The following is a 14712-nucleotide window of genomic DNA, read 5'->3' as shown; positions in this document are numbered from 1 at the left end:
ACCACATGGGTGGTCCAGCTGAGCCGCACGAGCCTCGAGGCGAGGGCGCCGGTCGTCCTCGGGACGACGACGAGAATTTCGGGTTCACCGACCCGGCGTTCGATGAGGACCCCGAATACGCGCGCCGCCGTGGCGGCGCCTATTCGGACGGTCCCGGCTTCTCACCCGATGCGGGCTACTCGCCCGACGCCGGCTACTCCGAAAGCGCCGGTTACGCGCGCAGCACGGCTTATCGCGACGATGACGTCGGCGACGAGTACGAAGCGCCCGTCTTCACCGAGGAGGAGCTCGAGGGTCTGGGTCCCGAGGGCGGTGGCGGCCCCCGTCGCGTGCTGCCCCTCGAGGACGAACCGACCACACTGGTCGCCCGCTATCTCTTCCCGACCGAGCGCTACCGCGGCGAGTGGAAGAGGCACTGGATCCACCTCTCCACCCCACTCGGCATCGGCGCCGGCGCCACGCTCGCCCTGGGCTACCTGGCCGGCTTCCTGACCCGCCAGAACATCAACGGCCTGGTCACGGTGGCCGTGCTGATCTGGCTCGCGGTGATCAGCTGGGTCGCCTGGAAAGTGTTCGACTGGTATTTCGACCGCTTCATCCTGACCAACAAGCGGGTCATGGTCGTCAACGGCATCATCACCCGCCGGGTGGCCATGATGCCGCTGCTCCGGGTCACCGACATGAAGTACGAACAGTCCGCGCTGGGCCGCCTGCTGAGCTACGGCACGTTCGTGCTCGAGTCCGCGGGTCAGGATCAGGCCCTCCGCGAGGTCAAGCACCTTCCCAACCCCAACGAGCTCTACCTGCGGGTGGTCGAGGAGATGTACGAGCCGCAGGCGGTCGAGGCCCGTCTGGGCAAGGACACCGACGGCGACGACGCTTGATCGCGTACGGGGGCGGGTTGCCACTCCGCGCGGGCGGGCTGTGATGAAGGGATCGTGCCGGGGATGCGGCCGCTTGCGGCGCGGGGCCGGTAGCGTTTTGCGGTGACCCGAATCGACCTGCACTGCCACTCCACGGCCAGCGACGGCACGCTCACCCCCGCCGAGCTGGTTCGTGCCGGTGCGGCGGCCGGGCTCGACGTCATGGCGATCACCGACCACGACACCACCGGCGGGTGGCAGGCGGCCGCCGAGGCTTGTCCCGAAGGGCTGCGACTGGTACGCGGGGCCGAGCTGTCCTGCCGTTGGCTGGGCGCTGAGGACTGGCCGATCGCGCTGCACATGCTGGCGTACCTGTTCGACCCGGCCGAGCCGCGCCTGGCCGCTGACCTGGCCCGGCTGCGCAACGACCGCGAGCAGCGCGCCGAAAAGATCGTCCGGAAGCTGAGCGCGGACGGGGTGCCGATCACCTGGGACGAGGTGTACGGCTATGCCGCCGGCGGGTCGGTCGGGCGGCCGCACATCGCCCAGGCGCTGATCCGGGCCGGGCTGGTGCGGACGACCAGCGAGGCGTTCGCTTCGCGGTGGCTGGGTGCTCGTTACTTCGTACCGAAATCGGACCTTGATGTCTTCGAGGCTGTGCGAGCCGTGCGGGCCGCGGGCGGGGTGACCGTTTTTGCCCACCCGAGGGCGACGGTGCGGGGGCGGGTCGTGCCCGACGAGCTGATCATCGAGCTGGCGGACGCCGGGTTGTTCGGGCTCGAAGCCGACCACGAGGACCATTCACCGGCCGAACGGGCCCACGTTCGCGCGCTCGCCGGCGATCTCGGGCTCGTGGTCACCGGCTCGTCCGACTTTCACGGCACGCACAAGACGGTGCAGCTCGGCGACTATCTGACCGATCCCGAGGCGTACGAGAAGATCGTCTCGGCCGCGACCGGCGTGCCCGTGCTGGGGTGACGCCGGCCGCATCGAACTGCGTCGAGGCGGTCCGCCACCTACCGTGGTCGGGTGAATCTGAAGCTGCTCGGCGAAGTCTTCGTGACCTTGCTGGTGATCGTCGACCCACCCGGCATGGTTCCGGTCTTCCTCGCGCTGACCGGGTCGATGGACGGGCGTGCCCGGATGAGGGCGGGCACCCAGGCGGTGCTGCTCGCGCTCGGGGTGATCGTCGGCTTCGCCGTGGCCGGGCAGACTCTGCTCGACTACCTGCACGTGGAGCTGCCGGCGTTGCAGGGCGCGGGCGGTCTGCTGCTCATTCTGGTCGCGCTGCAGCTGCTCACCGGCAAGGCGGACGAGCCGTCGGAACAGGGCGGCACCAGCAACGTCGCCCTGGTGCCGATCGGCACGCCCCTGCTGGCCGGACCGGGCGCGATCGTGGCCACCATGCTCTTCGTGCGCCGGGCCGAGGGTCTCGACGAGTATCTGGTCATCGGCATCGGGATTCTGCTGGTCATGCTCACTGTGTGGCTGGTGCTGCGCTTCTCGGGGGGCATCGTCAAGCTGCTGCGGCCGGCCGGCATCGAGGTGCTCACGCGCATCGCCGGTCTGCTGCTGGCGGCCATCGCCGTCCAGCTGATCGCGGACGCCATCGACGCCTTCGTCCAGCTTTACATCGCCAAGGGCTGACGGGAGTTCTGTCGTACCCGGCTGGCAGGATTGTGCCGTGCCCTCCACCAGACCCCGCAGCGCGGTTCCCGAGCAACTCGGCTTCGCCGGCATGCCCGAGCGGCTCTTCGTGTGCACGCCGAGCAAGCTCGGGGCGTTCGCCGACTGCGCCCGGCGCTACCGCTACTCCTACGTCGACCGGCCCACCCCGGCCAAGGGTCCGCCGTGGGCGCACAACTCGCTGGGCGCGAGCGTCCATACCGCCCTCAAGAACTGGTACGGCCTGTCCGCCGACAGCCGCGAGCCCGAGGCTCTGCCCCGGCTGCTCAAGGCCACCTGGGTACGCGAGGGTTACCGCGACGTCGACCAGGAGCGCACGGCCTACCGCGCGGCGTTGCGCTGGCTCGAGACCTATGTGAACGGCCTCGACCCGGCCGACGAGCCGCTCGGCGTCGAACGGGTGGTGGCCACCAAGACGGCCGTGCTGGCCTTCAACGGCCGGGCCGACCGCATCGACTCCCGGCGCGGCCCCGACGGTCCCGAGGCGGTGATCGTCGATTACAAGACCGGCCGCTCCGGCCTCGATGCCGATGACGCCCGCGGTTCGCAGGCGCTGGCCCTTTACGCGTACGCGGCCCAGCGTGTCTTCCGCCGGCCGAGCTACCGGGTCGAGCTGCACCACCTGCCGACGGCCACGGTCGTCACCCACGAGCACACCGAAGAGTCGCTGGCCCGCCAGGTCCGCCGGGCTGAGGACACGGCACGCGACATCATGGCCGCCGAAAAGGCCGTGGCCGCCGGGGCCGATCCCGACGCCGAGTTCCCCACCAACCCCGGCGCGCTGTGCGCCTGGTGCGACTTCCGCAAGACCTGCCCGGCCGGCCAGGAGGTCCCCGCCAAAGACCCGTGGACGGCCGTGGAACACCTGACCCCGACCGCCTGATCCGCTCGCACCCGAGCCGCAGGGCTTGGGGCTTATCTGGTGGATCACGCGGGGCTGAGGCGTGGCCCAGCCCGCGCCTGACGGCGTCCACAGAACGGCCCGATACAACACCGGTATCGGACCGCCCTGCGGCCGACGTCAGCCACGACCTGGACCTCGCCTCGCTGCCACGTGATCCACCAGATAAGCCCTAAGCGTCGGTCAGGTTGGCCCGGTCGAGGGCGGCCTGGCGCATCGGGGCGGTGCGATACCTGCTCGGCAGCGTGTTGAGCACCCCGGCCAGCAGCAGGCGCAGGCCCCGCACCGAGAGGTCGGCGCTGACATCCGTGGTCGCCCAGCCGAGCCCGCCGTAGAGCCGCCGGGCCCACGGCGGCAGCAGACCGATCGCGGTGCCGGCGATTCCCAGATAGGCCCAGCGGGCCGGGCCCAGAGTGAGGCCCAGGCGCAGAGCCCGGTTGCCGAAGAAGTCGGGCACCGGGGGCACGGTCAGGAAGGCGGCCGTCTCCGCGCCGTCCCTGGTGAGAGACAACTCGGGACGCATGGCCTCGTAGTAGGCATCGATCTCGGCGGCCGTGGCGGGCACCGTCGACGGGTCCAGGCCGACCAGTTCGGCCGCCTTCAGCTGCTCGGTGTAATACCGGTCGACCTCGTCCGGGGTCAGCTTCAGGCCGGCCCGGGTCGCTGTGGTCAGGAACGACTCGACCTCGGCCACGTGAACCCAGCGCAGCAGGTCGGGTTCGTCGATGCGGAAGGTCTCGCCCGTGCGCGGGTCGGTCGCGGTCATGCGCGAATGCAGGCGGCGCAGTCGGCCGGCGGCCCGCTCGACCTCTTCGGTGGTGCCGTAGATGACCGTGCCGACGTACTCCGAGGTGCGGTTGAGCCGGCCCCACGGGTCGGCGCGGTATCCCGAGTTCTGCGCCACGCCGGCCACCGCCCGCGGATGCAGGGCCTGCAGATACAGGGAGCGGAGGCCGCCGATCAGCAGGATGGGTTCCCGGTGCAGCTTCCAGGTGACCGACTCCGGTCCGAACAACCCGACGTCAACACTCATGCCTTCCACAGTGCCACGCCCGGCGCCCAAAGTTGAACTCGTTCAGTTTCAAATTCGGCTCGGCCTCGTCGGGTCGACTCCGCGGCGGCGCTTGCCGGCTCCGCTTCGTCAGGCTGAGTCTGTGGCTCGGCGTTTCTGGCAGGCGGGGCACAGGCCCCAGAACGTCACTTCGGCCTCGTCCAGCTCGAAGCCGTGGGCGGAAGTGGGTGTGAGGCAGGGGCGCTCGCCCACCGAGCAGTCGACGTCGGCTATCTCGCCGCAGCCCCGGCAGACGATGTGGTGGTGGTTGTCGCCCGCTCGGGCCTCGTAGCGGGCGGGGCTGCCGGCGGGCTCCAAGCGCCGGGCCAGTCCGGCGCGGGAGAGGGCGCCCAGCACGTCGTACACCGCCTGGGTCGAGACCGAGTCGAGCCGGGTGCGGGCCCGGCGGGCGATCTCGTCGACTTCCAGGTGACCGCCCTCGGCGAGGATCTCGAGCACGGCGAGGCGCGGCTTGGTGACCCGCAGGCCGTGCTCGCGCAGCAGGTTCTCGCCGGTGGACATTGCTCAATGACAACATGCTTCGCCGCAAACCCCAACCGCTCGATCATCTGAGAGCCGCGTCGAGCACTAGTTGGTCAAGATCGGCTGAACCGGTGAACCTGGACCGGCCGATGGGCGTAAGCGGAGACGAGGCAATGCTTGCGTCGTCAGATACTTCTAAGCTGGCGGCCCACCAGTTCATGAGGAGGCGTCGTGTTCGACCAGATCAACGGCCTGCCGGTGCACGTGCTCGTGCTGCACGCGGCGGTCGTCTTCGTCCCGCTGCTAGCGCTGGGGGCGGTGGTCTACGCGCTGGTTCCCCGCTGGCGGCCCCGGATGGGCTGGGCGCTCGGACTGCTGGCGATCGTCGCGCCGGCGTCGGCCCTCGTCGCGATGGCCTCGGGGACGCAGCTCTACAACCGCCTGCTCGACCAGGGGCTGAGCGGGCCCGGCAAGGAGATTCTCGACGACCACATGGGCTACGGCCAGCTGACGGCCTGGCTCACGCTCGGCTTGGGCGTGGTGAGCCTCGTGATGGTGGCCCTGACGTGGCGCCGGGGCAGCACCCGCCTCCCATTGCCGGGCGAACTCGGCGGCGCCGTCGCCCTGATCGTCCTGGCCGCGCTCTCGGGCTACTTCGTCTTCCAGACCGGCGACTCCGGAGCGACCGCCGTCTGGGGCAGCTACTAGAGCCATCGCGCCGGCGTATCCGGCTCTTCGTCCGCCCCGGGGCTCAGCCCTCCGGGGCGTTCGTCGTTCTGGCGCCAAGGTTCGTCGTTGAGATCCGAGGGGCGGGACAACGGCTGCGGGTACTGGGGTGCGGGTCAGAAGAGGAAGCGCGCGCAGAGCAGGCAGAGCAGGATCAGAGCGATGGCGCCGGCGACCAGGCCCACGCCGTAGGTGACCGTGCGAGCCGAGCCCTCGGAGTCGTCGAGGGCATCCATGTCCTGCGTGGGCATGCTGCGCGGCGGGGGTGGGCTGGCGATCGTGGGCGGGCGCCAGTTGGCGGATGGTGGCGGGGTGCGCGGCGGGCCCGGGTAGGTGGGGGCGTGCTGCGGGGTGGGCTTTTCCGGCTCCCCGGCGGGCGCGGCGGAGTTCGGGTCCGGTCGCTGCCAGTACGCGTCGTCCGGGACGCCGGTGGGGGTGGTCACGTTCACCGACGGTACAGCCGCAGGGGGAAGACTTCGGCAGCGGCGCGGGCCTAGGCTCTTGGACGTGGACATCCTGGATGAGCCCGAGCGGGACAACGACGCCGAGCGCGAGGTTGACTTCGATTCGGAAGAGGCGGTCGTGCTGCCCGACCAGACCCGCGACGACACCGAGCGCGGCTGGGGTGAGCGCTCCTACGAAAACGACGAGCGCCTCCTGGAGGATCGCCCGCCGCACTGGTGATCCGCCACGGCGCTGGTGAACCGCGGCGTCGGTAATTGCGGCGGCTTGCTGATTCGCCCTGTCTGCGCTGGGGCGGCCGGCTCGGCGTTGTGGGGCGCTGACCTGCCGTTGGGGCTGAGATTGACTCGTCGGGTCTGTGGTGGGTCAAGTTGGGCGGATCAGGACGGTGAAGCTTTGGCCGCGGGTGGCAACGGCGCGCTGGGCCTCGGTGGGGGAGAGGGCCAGCAGCAGGCCACCGGTGGTGGGGTCGTCGGGGGATGTCACCTGGAGGACCAGGGCGGACGCGGCGACCTGGGTGGTGCTGCCGTCGGCCTCGTCGAGGCGTAGCAGGTCGACCCGGTTGCCGGGCTCTACGAGCGCCAACGCGGCGGGGTCGGTAAGGCGGACGGGGACACCCATGCTGCCGGTGGGGACGGACTGCGCGCCGGGCGGGGTGGACGGTGGAGCGGAGCCCGCCGCGGGAACCGTGTAGACCGGTGGGTCGCAGGTTGGTGGGGGTGACCACGACACCAGAGCGGCGGTGCCCAGCAGGATCGCGACCGCTGCGAGGCGTAGCAGCAGGCCACGGGCCGGCGGGCGCCAGCGCACAGGATCGAGGCGTCCTTCGCCGCCGTCGCGGCTCGGCGATCCCTGCGCCTGGGGCAGGGCGGAGCCCAACCGGGATGTGCTGGATCTGCCCATCGTCTGCCCCTTCCGCTCTGGCGTCGCGGTCTGGCGGCGCCGGGGCGAACGTTAGGCCGAAGCAGAGGTGGCTCGCTCCAAGCCTGTGGACAGAGCGCAATTGTGGATAACCGCCTCGCGCGGCCTGAATGTGCTAAGCGGCCCAGCCGTCGGCGATGCGGAGTGCTCACGGCAGAAGCCGAGCGCCGTTCATGCGGCGGCCGCGGGTCGCGCTCGACAAACGGGAGCCAGGGCGTCGGCGCGAGGCGTGGGTGTCTGTGCGGCCAGTGAGCGAGGCCCGGAGGGCTCGGCGTGGCTACTGCACGACGAACCGCGCCAGGCTCGGAGGCCTGGCGCGGTCTGTGGCGTGGTGGGTCAGGACGAGGTCGCGGCCTTCGTGCTGCTGCCGGAGCTCGAGGACGACGAGGTCGAGGAGCTGGACGACGACGAGGACGAGGACGACGTGGTCGACGGCGTGGTGGACGACGACGAGGACGAATCGCTCGACGACGTGGACGGCGCGTCGGACTTCTTGGCGGCCTCGGTGCCTGCGGACTTCTCGGCGCTCACGTTGCCGGAGCGGGAGTCGTTCCGGTAGAAGCCCGAGCCCTTGAAGACGATGCCGACCGAGTTGAAGACCTTACGGAGCTTGCCGTCGCAGCTCGGGCACTCGGTCAGCGCCGGGTCGGAGAACGACTGCACGGCTTCGAGCTGATGTCCGCACTCGGTGCAGGCGTACTGGTAGGTGGGCACGGCTCCTCCGGATCTGTCGGCTGCTGGCACTCGCCAGCTCCGAGTGCCAATGTTGCGCCATCGGAGGTCATTTCGTCCACTCGGGCCGGCGTCTGAGCGCTCACACCGACCGGTTGGCCAGAACGGTCAGCCCTCCGGCTGGGGTGATTACCGCCTGAACCGGGCGGTCGTGCGGCTCCGTCGGCACCGATTCGACCAGTTCGCCGTCGTGCAGCAGCGCCACCACCAGCGGTCCGCCCGAAGCCGGCAGCCGGGACAGGGCCCGGTCGTACGAGCCACCCCCGCGCCCCATCCGCAGGCCGGCGCGATCCACGGCCAGCCCGGGAACCAGGACCAGGTCGGCGGTGGTGATTGCCGCGACCCCGAGCCGCGGTCCCACCGGTTCGAGCAGCCCTCGCGGCCCGGCCGTCAGTGTGGAGAACGCGGCCCAGTCCAGATCGCCGTCGGGGAGCAGGACGGGCAGCAACACGCGGACCTGCGCAGCGAGTGCCTCGACCAGACCCGGCCCGCCCGGCTCGGACCCGATGGGCATGTACGCCGCCACGACGGCCGCCCCCTCATGGCGTACGAGGGAAAGGGTCTGCCGTTGAACCTGTGCGGCCGCCGCGGCTAGCTCGTTGGAAGTGAGAGAGCGACGGGAAGTGAGGAGACGGTTGCGGAGCGCGATCTTGGCGGATCGAGATCCTTCCGCATCACGGGTTAAATCGGACACCCAACACCCCCTTTTGAAAAGCGGCAAACGGTGCACACTATGTCAGCATCGCTCCAAAGAGGGCCACTGCCGGGAGGACGCGTGACGCTGCGTGGGCGGCTCACCACTGCCTTCCTGGTGGTCGTTCTCGGTCCGGTTCTGCTCGGGTCCATTTTTGTCGCCATGACGGTCGCCACGGTGAGCCGGGATCGGGCGGCCGAGCGGCTCGACCATGCCGCCACCACGGTGCGCACCAGCATGGCCGCCACCTGCCGGCAGCTTCAGGCAGCGGCGGACACGGTGGCGACGGTGCCCGCGGCGAGCAGGCAGGACGTGGTGGGCCGGCTCATCGCCCGCGGCCTCGCCACCGACATCCGCATCGCCGGGACGGCCCCACGCCCGGACGCTGGGAACATCGGCGGCTGGCCGGACTGCGCGTCCCCGACCGGCGGGTCCATGGACGTGATCGCCGCCCGAGCGGTCACCGGCGATCTCACCATCACCGCAGCTCAAACCATCGACGACGGGTTCCTGGCCCGGCTCGAGGCGGCTGCCGGGACCGACGTCGCCATCACCGCGCCCGAGCAACCCGAAGGAAACGCGCCCGGGCAACCCGAAGGAAAACAGCCAAGCGGAGAACGCCGCCGACTGACCCCGCAACCCGGCCAGCCGCTCGCTTTGACGCTCACCCTGCCCCCGCACAGACCGATCTTTCTGTACGCGGTCCTTCCGGCCGTGGTTCTGGCCGCTGCCCTGGCTGCCGTGCTCGTGGCGCGCTGGCTGGCCCACTCCACCACCCGCCCGCTCGGCGAGCTGGCATGGGCCGCCGACCGCGTGGCCGACGGCGACCTCGACACCCGCGTCCCCATCCCGCACCCCGACGAGCTGGGCCGCCTGGCCGCGACCTTCAACCGGATGACCCGCGAGCTTCAGGCCTACGTGCAGGCCCTGACCGCCAGCCGCGACCAGCTGCGCGGCCACCTCGCCATCCTCGGCGAGACCCTTTCCAGTACGCATGACCTGCACCGGATCCTGCAGGTGATCCTGCGGACGGCGCTGGCCGCGACCGGCGCCCGGGCCGGACTGGTGCTGCTGATCGACCGGCCGTCGGGCCAGCTGGTCGCGCAGTGCGGGGTGGGCCTGGCCGGGCGCTGGGACGTCCCCGAGGCCGAGCTGCCCCAGCAGCGCCTGCCGATCGGCGAAGGGGTGCTGGGCGCCGTCGCCGCGAGCGGGGAACCCCGCCGTGGCCAGGGCGAACTCGCCGCGTCCGAACCGCCCTGCCTCACCTATGTGGCGGTGCCCATCTGTGCCCCGGGGGTCCCCGAGGAGCCGGGCGACCCGGCTCCCTTTCCCGAGACGCTGGGCGTGCTGGCCCTCTACGACCGGGTCGGCGGCGACACCTTCGACGACTCCGACCTGAGCACACTGCGGACGTTCGCCGGGCAGGCCGGCGTCGCGGTGCACAACGTGCGGCTGCACGAGGAGGCGCAGCGGCTCTCGCTCACCGACCCCCTGACCGGTCTCTGGAACTATCGCTACCTGCGGGAATCGTTGCGCCGGGAGGTGGAGCGGGCGAGCCGCTTCGGGCGCATGCTGGCGGTGCTGGTGCTCGACCTCGACCACTTCAAGGACGTGAACGACACGTACGGGCATGCCGCCGGCGACGCCGTGCTGGGCGAGTTCGCGCGGCGCATCCGGGTCGGCCTGCGCGAGGTCGACGTGGCGTTCCGTCAGGGCGGTGAGGAGTTCGTGGTGCTGCTGCCCGAGACCGACGCGTACGGCGGAGCGATCGTCGCCGAGCGCCTCGGCGCCGCCGTGCGCGCCCAGCCGGTGGCGATCGACGGAGTCCAGGTGCCGATCAGCGTGTCCGTCGGAGTGGCGGTCTTCCCGGAGCACGGTGAGAATTCACTCCAGGTGCTCGCGGCGGCTGACCGGGCGCTGTACGCGGCCAAAAACGCCGGGCGCGACACATATCGGTTGGCCGAGCCCGCGGATGTGACGAAGTCAGGGGTTTCGCCGGGCGATCATGATGGAGATTTTGATGCGACGACGGCTGTGCCGAGCGGGCCACGACCGCCGCAGCGCAGACGTGGCCGATAGTCTCGCGGCATACCACGGGCACGACTGAGCGAAGGTGCGGTGACCTTGATGACCTCGAACGCGCACGAGTCCGGCCGTCGGGCGGTGAAGGCCGTCATTCCGGCGGCCGGCCTGGCGACCCGGTTCCTGCCGGCCACCAAGGCCGTGCCCAAGGAGCTGCTGCCGGTCGTCGACCGGCCCGTGCTGCAGTACATCGTCGAGGAAGCGGCCGCCGCCGGCATCACCGACGTCCTACTGGTCACCGGTCGCGGCAAAACCTCGATGGTCGACCACTTCGACCGCCGGCCCGACGTGGAGGACAGGCTCGAGAAGAAGGGCGACCTCGAGCGGCTCGCCGCCGTCCGGCGCACCAGCGAGCTGGCCGACATCTACACGGTCCGCCAGGGTGAGGCGCTGGGCCTCGGCCACGCGGTCGGCACCGCCGCCTCGCATGTCGGCGACCAGCCGTTCGCGGTGCTGCTGGGCGACGAATTCGTCGAGGAGGACAAGCCGCTCCTGCCGGACATGATCGACCTCCAGGCCCGTACGGGGGGAATTGTGCTCGCCCTCGGCGAGGTGAAGCCGGAGGAGACGTCGCGCTACGGCATCGCGTCGGTCGAGGCGTCCGACCTGGGCGGCGACGACGCCGTCAAGGTCACCGGGCTGGTCGAGAAGCCGTCGCCCGAGGAGGCGCCGAGCAACCTGGCCGTCCTGGGCCGGTACATCCTGCCCGCGAGCATCTTCGAAGCCATCGCGAACACCAAGCCCGGCAGCGGCGGCGAGATCCAGCTGACCGACGCGATGGCGCAGCTGCTCGCCGACGGCGTCCCGGTGCACGCCATCGTCTACCGTGGCCACCGCTACGACACCGGCATGCCGCTGGGCTACCTGCAGACGGTCGTCATGCTGGCGTCCAAGCGGGACGACCTGGGCGAGGAGTTCCGGAGCTGGCTGGCCGAGTTCGTCGCCGGCGGTGCGAAGGGATGACGGCCACGGCCGATGCCGAGGCGGCCGCCAACGAGCTGAAGCCTCTCGCCGAATACCTGGGCAGCGTGCTGCGCAGGCTACGGGCGCTGCCTCCGCTCGACCTCGACCTGACCCAGGCCCACGGCAACGTGCTGGCCAACGACGTGCTGGCGCCACACCCCTTCCCGGCCTTCGACCAGGCCGCGATCGACGGGTACGCGGCCCGGTGGGAAGACCTCTCCGGAGCGGGACGGATGGGATCCCACCCGTCCTTCGGCCGGTTCGAGGGCGGCCGGCCGGTGCGGCTCAACGTCGTGGGCGACCTCGGCGCGGCCAGCTGGCGGCCGGTGCGGCTCAACCCCGGCACGTGTTTCTCGGTGGCCGCGGGCGCGCCGCTGCCGATCGGCGCCGACGTGGTCGTGCCCGTGCACTGGACCGACCAGGGCATGGCCGCGGTCGAGATCCTGCACGCGCCGAAGCGGGGTTCCGGCGTACGCCGTGCCGGTGACGAGATAGCGGCGGGGCAGGTGCTGGCGCCGGCCGGGGCCTACGTCACGCCGCCGATGGTGGCCACCTTCGCCGCCTCGGGCATCGGCCACGTCGTGGTGCGGCCCAGCCCGCGCGTCGTGGTCGTGGCCACCGGCGACGAACTGGTCGACGTGGGCCGGCCCAGCCAGCCCGGCCAGGTCGTCGACGCCAACTCGCACGCGCTCACCGCGGCCGCGGTCGAGGCGGGCGCCCTGGCGTACCGGATCGGCATCTGCGACGACGACCCGGAAGGCCTGCGTGGCCTGCTCGAGGACCAGACCCTCCGGGCCGACCTGATCATCACCACCGGCGGCACCGGCACCGGCCCGGGCGACATGCTGCGGCGGGTGCTCTCCCGCCGCGATCCCGGCCGGGGCGCCGTCGAGTTCACCGACGTCGCGCTCTGCCCGGGCGCCACGCTGGGCTTCGGTACGGTCGGTGGCGAAGAAGTGCCGGTCGTGTGCCTGCCCGGCGAGCCCGGTGCCGCGTTGATCGGCTTCGAGGTGCTGGCCCGCCCGGTCATCCAGCTGCTGGCCGGGGCCGAACCGGTGTTCCGGCCCAGCGTGAAGGCCCATCTGCTCGAGACCGTGTCGTCCCCCGGCGGGCTGCGCGAATTCCGCCCGGCCCACGTGGCCGAGCGGCGCGGCGGCGGACATACGGTGCAACCGCTGGCCGGTGGGCCGTACACTCTCTCCGGCCTGGCCGAGGCCAACGGACTGCTGGTGCTCGGCGAGCGGGTCACCACGGCGGCCGCCGGCTCGACCGTGGATGTGCTGCTTCTCAACCGGAGGCGATAGATGCTGGGGTCCACGCCCGGGTGGCCCGCCGTATTGGCGGACGGCCCGGTGGTGTTGCGGCCCTACAAGCGCAGCGACGGCCGGGCCTGGTCCGACGTGCGCATCGCCAACCAGAAGTGGCTCGCCCCCTGGGAATCGGCTCCGCCCGGCCCCTGGTCCGAGATGAACTCGACCCGTGCGTACGGCTACGTCTACCAGGACATGCGCCGGTCTGCCCGCCGAGGCGAGAGCATGCCGTTCGCCGTCCTTTTTCAGGACCGGCTGGTTGGCCACCTCAACCTCGGCAACATCGTGCGAAGAGCCTTCAGTTCCGCGTACGCCGGATACTGGGTCGACCATCGTGTCGCCGGCCAGGGCGTGATCCCCACCGCGCTCGCGCTCGCCGTCGACCATGCCTTCGGCCCCGGCGGCCTGCACCGCATCGAAGTCAACATCCGGCCCGAGAACAGGCCGTCCCGCCGCGTGGTCGAGAAGCTCGGTTTCCGCGAAGAGGCGTACCACCAGCGCTACATGCACATCGACGGCACCTGGCGTGATCACCTTGGATATGCCCTGACCAGCGAGGAGGTCGCCGCCGAAGGCGGCCTGATGGCCCGGTGGCGGCGCGTGCGGGCCTGACCCGCGTGTGCCTATTGATCCTTACGCCCGACACGCCCGGCGCGTCGAGCGTGTTTCCGCAGCTCGCGCCCGTAGCCTCGGGGAGATTGGGTCTTGCGGTCCGCTACCGGAGACGTGTATGGCGGACCGCCCGTAGCTGACGGGAGGGGTGAGGGTGCCGACCTCGGTGCTCCTCGCCGTCCTCGCCGCGGCCGGACTGCTCGCCCTCGCGCCGGCGCTCGTTCGCCGGTACGACGCCACCGAGCGGCTCGCCGCGGAGCGGGCGTCGTCCACGGCGAGGGTGCTACAGCGCCGGCGCCGTCACCGCACCGTGCCCGGACGCCGACCGATCAACCCCGGACGCCTGGTCACGGTTACGGTCCCGGCAGTCCCGGAAAAGCCGCAGCGCCGGTTGCGCCTGGTGACGCCGGGCCGCCGCCCGACCCGCCGCACGCCCCAACGGCGGCACACCCCGGCAGTCGTCCGCCGCCGCCGCGTCTTCGCCGCCCTGCTGCTGCTCAACGTGATCGAGCTGATCGGCGTGGCCGCGGTCGGCCCCGGCTTCTGGATCGGCTTCGCGGTCACCGGCATGCTGCTCGCCTTCGACCTGGTACACCTGCGCAACCGTGCCCTGGCCGACCGCCGGCGGCGCCGCGTCGAGGCCCGAGAGGCTGCGTGGCTGGCGGCCCAGCAGGCGATGGTCCGCCGGGAACAGGCCCGCCGGGCGCGGGACCGCCGCGAGAAGCAGAAGCAGCTGGCCGCCCAGCGGGAGGCGGCCCGGCGTACGGCCATGGGCCTCGACCGCGACGAGCCGCCGGCCGCCGCGCCGTCGGTCCACTACCGCCGGGTGGGCGGCCTGCGTGGCCGGGCCTACGAAGCCGGCGGCCGACACCACACCGCATAAGTGGGGTCGGTTCGCGGCGACGGCGCGCGACCTGTTAGCCTTGCTGCGGTTCCACGGACTGCTGTCCGAGGGCTGGTAAGGGGCTGTGGCGCAGTCTGGTAGCGCACCTCGTTCGCATCGAGGGGGTCTGGGGTTCAAATCCCCACAGCTCCACAAACTTGGTCGCCTCGTGTCCGCGGAAAGCGCGGACCGGGGCGTTTGTCATATCTGCTCCGGGGGCCGAGCCCCCGGAAACCCCGCGGTGCGGTGGTTCCGCTTGTCTGCTTCGGGGGCCGAGCCCCCGGAAACCCCGCGGTGCGGTGGTTCCGCTTGTCTGCTTCGGGGGCCGAGCCCCCGGAAACCC

The 14712-nt window shown here is 71.3% G+C and carries 17 protein-coding genes and 1 tRNA gene; 13 read left to right on the top strand and 5 right to left on the bottom strand.

The annotated features are described in order from the left end of the window. Window positions 1-5 precede the first annotated feature (5 nt). The 4 genes from LXN57_RS06125 to LXN57_RS06110 all read left to right on the top strand — a co-directional run bounded on the left by LXN57_RS06125 (window position 6) and on the right by LXN57_RS06110 (window position 3432). Window positions 6-884, top strand: a complete 879-nt coding sequence (locus tag LXN57_RS06125) for a PH domain-containing protein (RefSeq protein ID WP_251797045.1) — start codon at window positions 6-8, stop codon at window positions 882-884. 102 nt (window positions 885-986) lie between these two features. Continuing rightward, entirely contained in the window at window positions 987-1841 is an 855-nt protein-coding gene (locus LXN57_RS06120) for a PHP domain-containing protein (protein ID WP_251797044.1), read from the top strand. 51 nt (window positions 1842-1892) lie between these two features. Next, complete coding sequence (locus LXN57_RS06115) at window positions 1893-2510, top strand: MarC family protein (protein ID WP_251797043.1); 618 nt, start codon at window positions 1893-1895, stop codon at window positions 2508-2510. 91 nt (window positions 2511-2601) lie between these two features. Beyond that, window positions 2602-3432 carry a RecB family exonuclease gene (locus LXN57_RS06110; protein WP_251797313.1) on the top strand — a complete coding sequence of 277 codons (831 nt, stop codon included), beginning with the start codon at window positions 2602-2604 and terminating at the stop codon, window positions 3430-3432. 190 nt (window positions 3433-3622) lie between these two features. Here LXN57_RS06110 and LXN57_RS06105 read toward each other — a convergent pair whose 3' ends face one another. Further along, on the bottom strand, window positions 3623-4483 hold the full coding sequence (locus LXN57_RS06105) for an oxygenase MpaB family protein (protein WP_251797042.1): 861 nt from the start codon (window positions 4481-4483) through the stop codon (window positions 3623-3625). A gap of 108 nt (window positions 4484-4591) precedes the next feature. Then, a complete protein-coding gene (locus LXN57_RS06100; protein WP_251797041.1) occupies window positions 4592-5023 on the bottom strand; it encodes a Fur family transcriptional regulator in 432 nt (143 codons plus the stop codon). A gap of 192 nt (window positions 5024-5215) precedes the next feature. On the opposite strand from LXN57_RS06100, the gene LXN57_RS06095 reads away from it, so the two are divergent. Next, a complete protein-coding gene (locus tag LXN57_RS06095; RefSeq protein ID WP_251797040.1) occupies window positions 5216-5692 on the top strand; it encodes a DUF2231 domain-containing protein in 477 nt (158 codons plus the stop codon). Between the two features lie 134 nt (window positions 5693-5826). Here the strand turns inward: LXN57_RS06095 and LXN57_RS06090 are convergent, their stop codons facing one another. Continuing rightward, entirely contained in the window at window positions 5827-6153 is a 327-nt protein-coding gene (locus LXN57_RS06090) for a translation initiation factor 2 (RefSeq protein ID WP_251797039.1), read from the bottom strand. 64 nt (window positions 6154-6217) lie between these two features. Between LXN57_RS06090 and LXN57_RS06085 the strand changes: the two genes are divergently transcribed. Further along, a complete protein-coding gene (locus LXN57_RS06085) occupies window positions 6218-6394 on the top strand; it encodes a hypothetical protein (protein WP_251797038.1) in 177 nt (58 codons plus the stop codon). Window positions 6395-6538: 144 nt separating this feature from the next. Here LXN57_RS06085 and LXN57_RS06080 read toward each other — a convergent pair whose 3' ends face one another. Beyond that, complete coding sequence (locus tag LXN57_RS06080; protein WP_251797037.1) at window positions 6539-7075, bottom strand: hypothetical protein; 537 nt, start codon at window positions 7073-7075, stop codon at window positions 6539-6541. A gap of 346 nt (window positions 7076-7421) precedes the next feature. Here LXN57_RS06080 and LXN57_RS06075 point away from each other — a divergent pair, with 346 nt between their 5' ends. Then, a complete protein-coding gene (locus LXN57_RS06075; RefSeq protein ID WP_251797333.1) occupies window positions 7422-7652 on the top strand; it encodes a hypothetical protein in 231 nt (76 codons plus the stop codon). Window positions 7653-7907: 255 nt separating this feature from the next. Here the strand turns inward: LXN57_RS06075 and LXN57_RS06070 are convergent, their stop codons facing one another. Next, window positions 7908-8519 (bottom strand): 5-formyltetrahydrofolate cyclo-ligase, encoded by a 612-nt coding sequence (locus tag LXN57_RS06070; protein ID WP_251797036.1) that lies wholly within the window; start codon window positions 8517-8519, stop codon window positions 7908-7910. Window positions 8520-8600: 81 nt separating this feature from the next. On the opposite strand from LXN57_RS06070, the gene LXN57_RS06065 reads away from it, so the two are divergent. From LXN57_RS06065 to LXN57_RS06040, 6 genes are all read left to right on the top strand, one after another. After that, window positions 8601-10598, top strand: coding sequence for a sensor domain-containing diguanylate cyclase (locus LXN57_RS06065; RefSeq protein WP_251797035.1), 1998 nt, complete (start codon window positions 8601-8603; stop codon window positions 10596-10598). A 48-nt stretch (window positions 10599-10646) separates the two neighbouring features. Further along, window positions 10647-11564, top strand: a complete 918-nt coding sequence (locus LXN57_RS06060) for a UTP--glucose-1-phosphate uridylyltransferase (protein WP_251797034.1) — start codon at window positions 10647-10649, stop codon at window positions 11562-11564. Continuing rightward, the gene (locus tag LXN57_RS06055; protein ID WP_251797033.1) at window positions 11561-12868 is read left to right on the top strand and encodes a molybdopterin molybdotransferase MoeA; all 1308 of its coding nucleotides are present in this window, start codon (window positions 11561-11563) and stop codon (window positions 12866-12868) included. Before LXN57_RS06060 ends, LXN57_RS06055 begins: the two co-directional genes overlap by 4 nt. Beyond that, the gene (locus LXN57_RS06050; RefSeq protein ID WP_221375486.1) at window positions 12869-13486 is read left to right on the top strand and encodes a GNAT family N-acetyltransferase; all 618 of its coding nucleotides are present in this window, start codon (window positions 12869-12871) and stop codon (window positions 13484-13486) included. Window positions 13487-13634: 148 nt separating this feature from the next. Further along, window positions 13635-14369, top strand: a complete 735-nt coding sequence (gene sepX / locus LXN57_RS06045) for a divisome protein SepX/GlpR (RefSeq protein ID WP_251797032.1) — start codon at window positions 13635-13637, stop codon at window positions 14367-14369. Between the two features lie 79 nt (window positions 14370-14448). After that, window positions 14449-14522 (top strand) — tRNA-Ala (locus LXN57_RS06040). Window positions 14523-14712 lie beyond the last annotated feature (190 nt).

The sequence above is a fragment of the Paractinoplanes hotanensis genome (assembly GCF_023717965.1).
Lineage (GTDB): Bacteria > Actinomycetota > Actinomycetes > Mycobacteriales > Micromonosporaceae > Actinoplanes > Actinoplanes polyasparticus.
Note: the sequence above shows the minus strand (reverse complement) of the source record. Positions and strands in the feature narration are given on the sequence as shown.

Bases quoted from the DNA above. Each gene is read 5' to 3' on its own strand.
- LXN57_RS06125 (WP_251797045.1), top strand. From the start codon at position 6: ATGGGTGGTCCAGCTGAGCCGCACGAGCCTCGAGGCGAGGGCGCCGGT.
- LXN57_RS06110 (WP_251797313.1), top strand. From the start codon at position 2,602: ATGCCCGAGCGGCTCTTCGTGTGCACGCCGAGCAAGCTCGGGGCGTTC.
- LXN57_RS06105 (WP_251797042.1), bottom strand. From the start codon at position 4,483: ATGAGTGTTGACGTCGGGTTGTTCGGACCGGAGTCGGTCACCTGGAAG.
- LXN57_RS06100 (WP_251797041.1), bottom strand. From the start codon at position 5,023: ATGTCCACCGGCGAGAACCTGCTGCGCGAGCACGGCCTGCGGGTCACC.
- LXN57_RS06080 (WP_251797037.1), bottom strand. From the start codon at position 7,075: ATGGGCAGATCCAGCACATCCCGGTTGGGCTCCGCCCTGCCCCAGGCG.
- LXN57_RS06060 (WP_251797034.1), top strand. From the start codon at position 10,647: ATGACCTCGAACGCGCACGAGTCCGGCCGTCGGGCGGTGAAGGCCGTC.
- LXN57_RS06055 (WP_251797033.1), top strand. From the start codon at position 11,561: ATGACGGCCACGGCCGATGCCGAGGCGGCCGCCAACGAGCTGAAGCCT.
- LXN57_RS06050 (WP_221375486.1), top strand. From the start codon at position 12,869: ATGCTGGGGTCCACGCCCGGGTGGCCCGCCGTATTGGCGGACGGCCCG.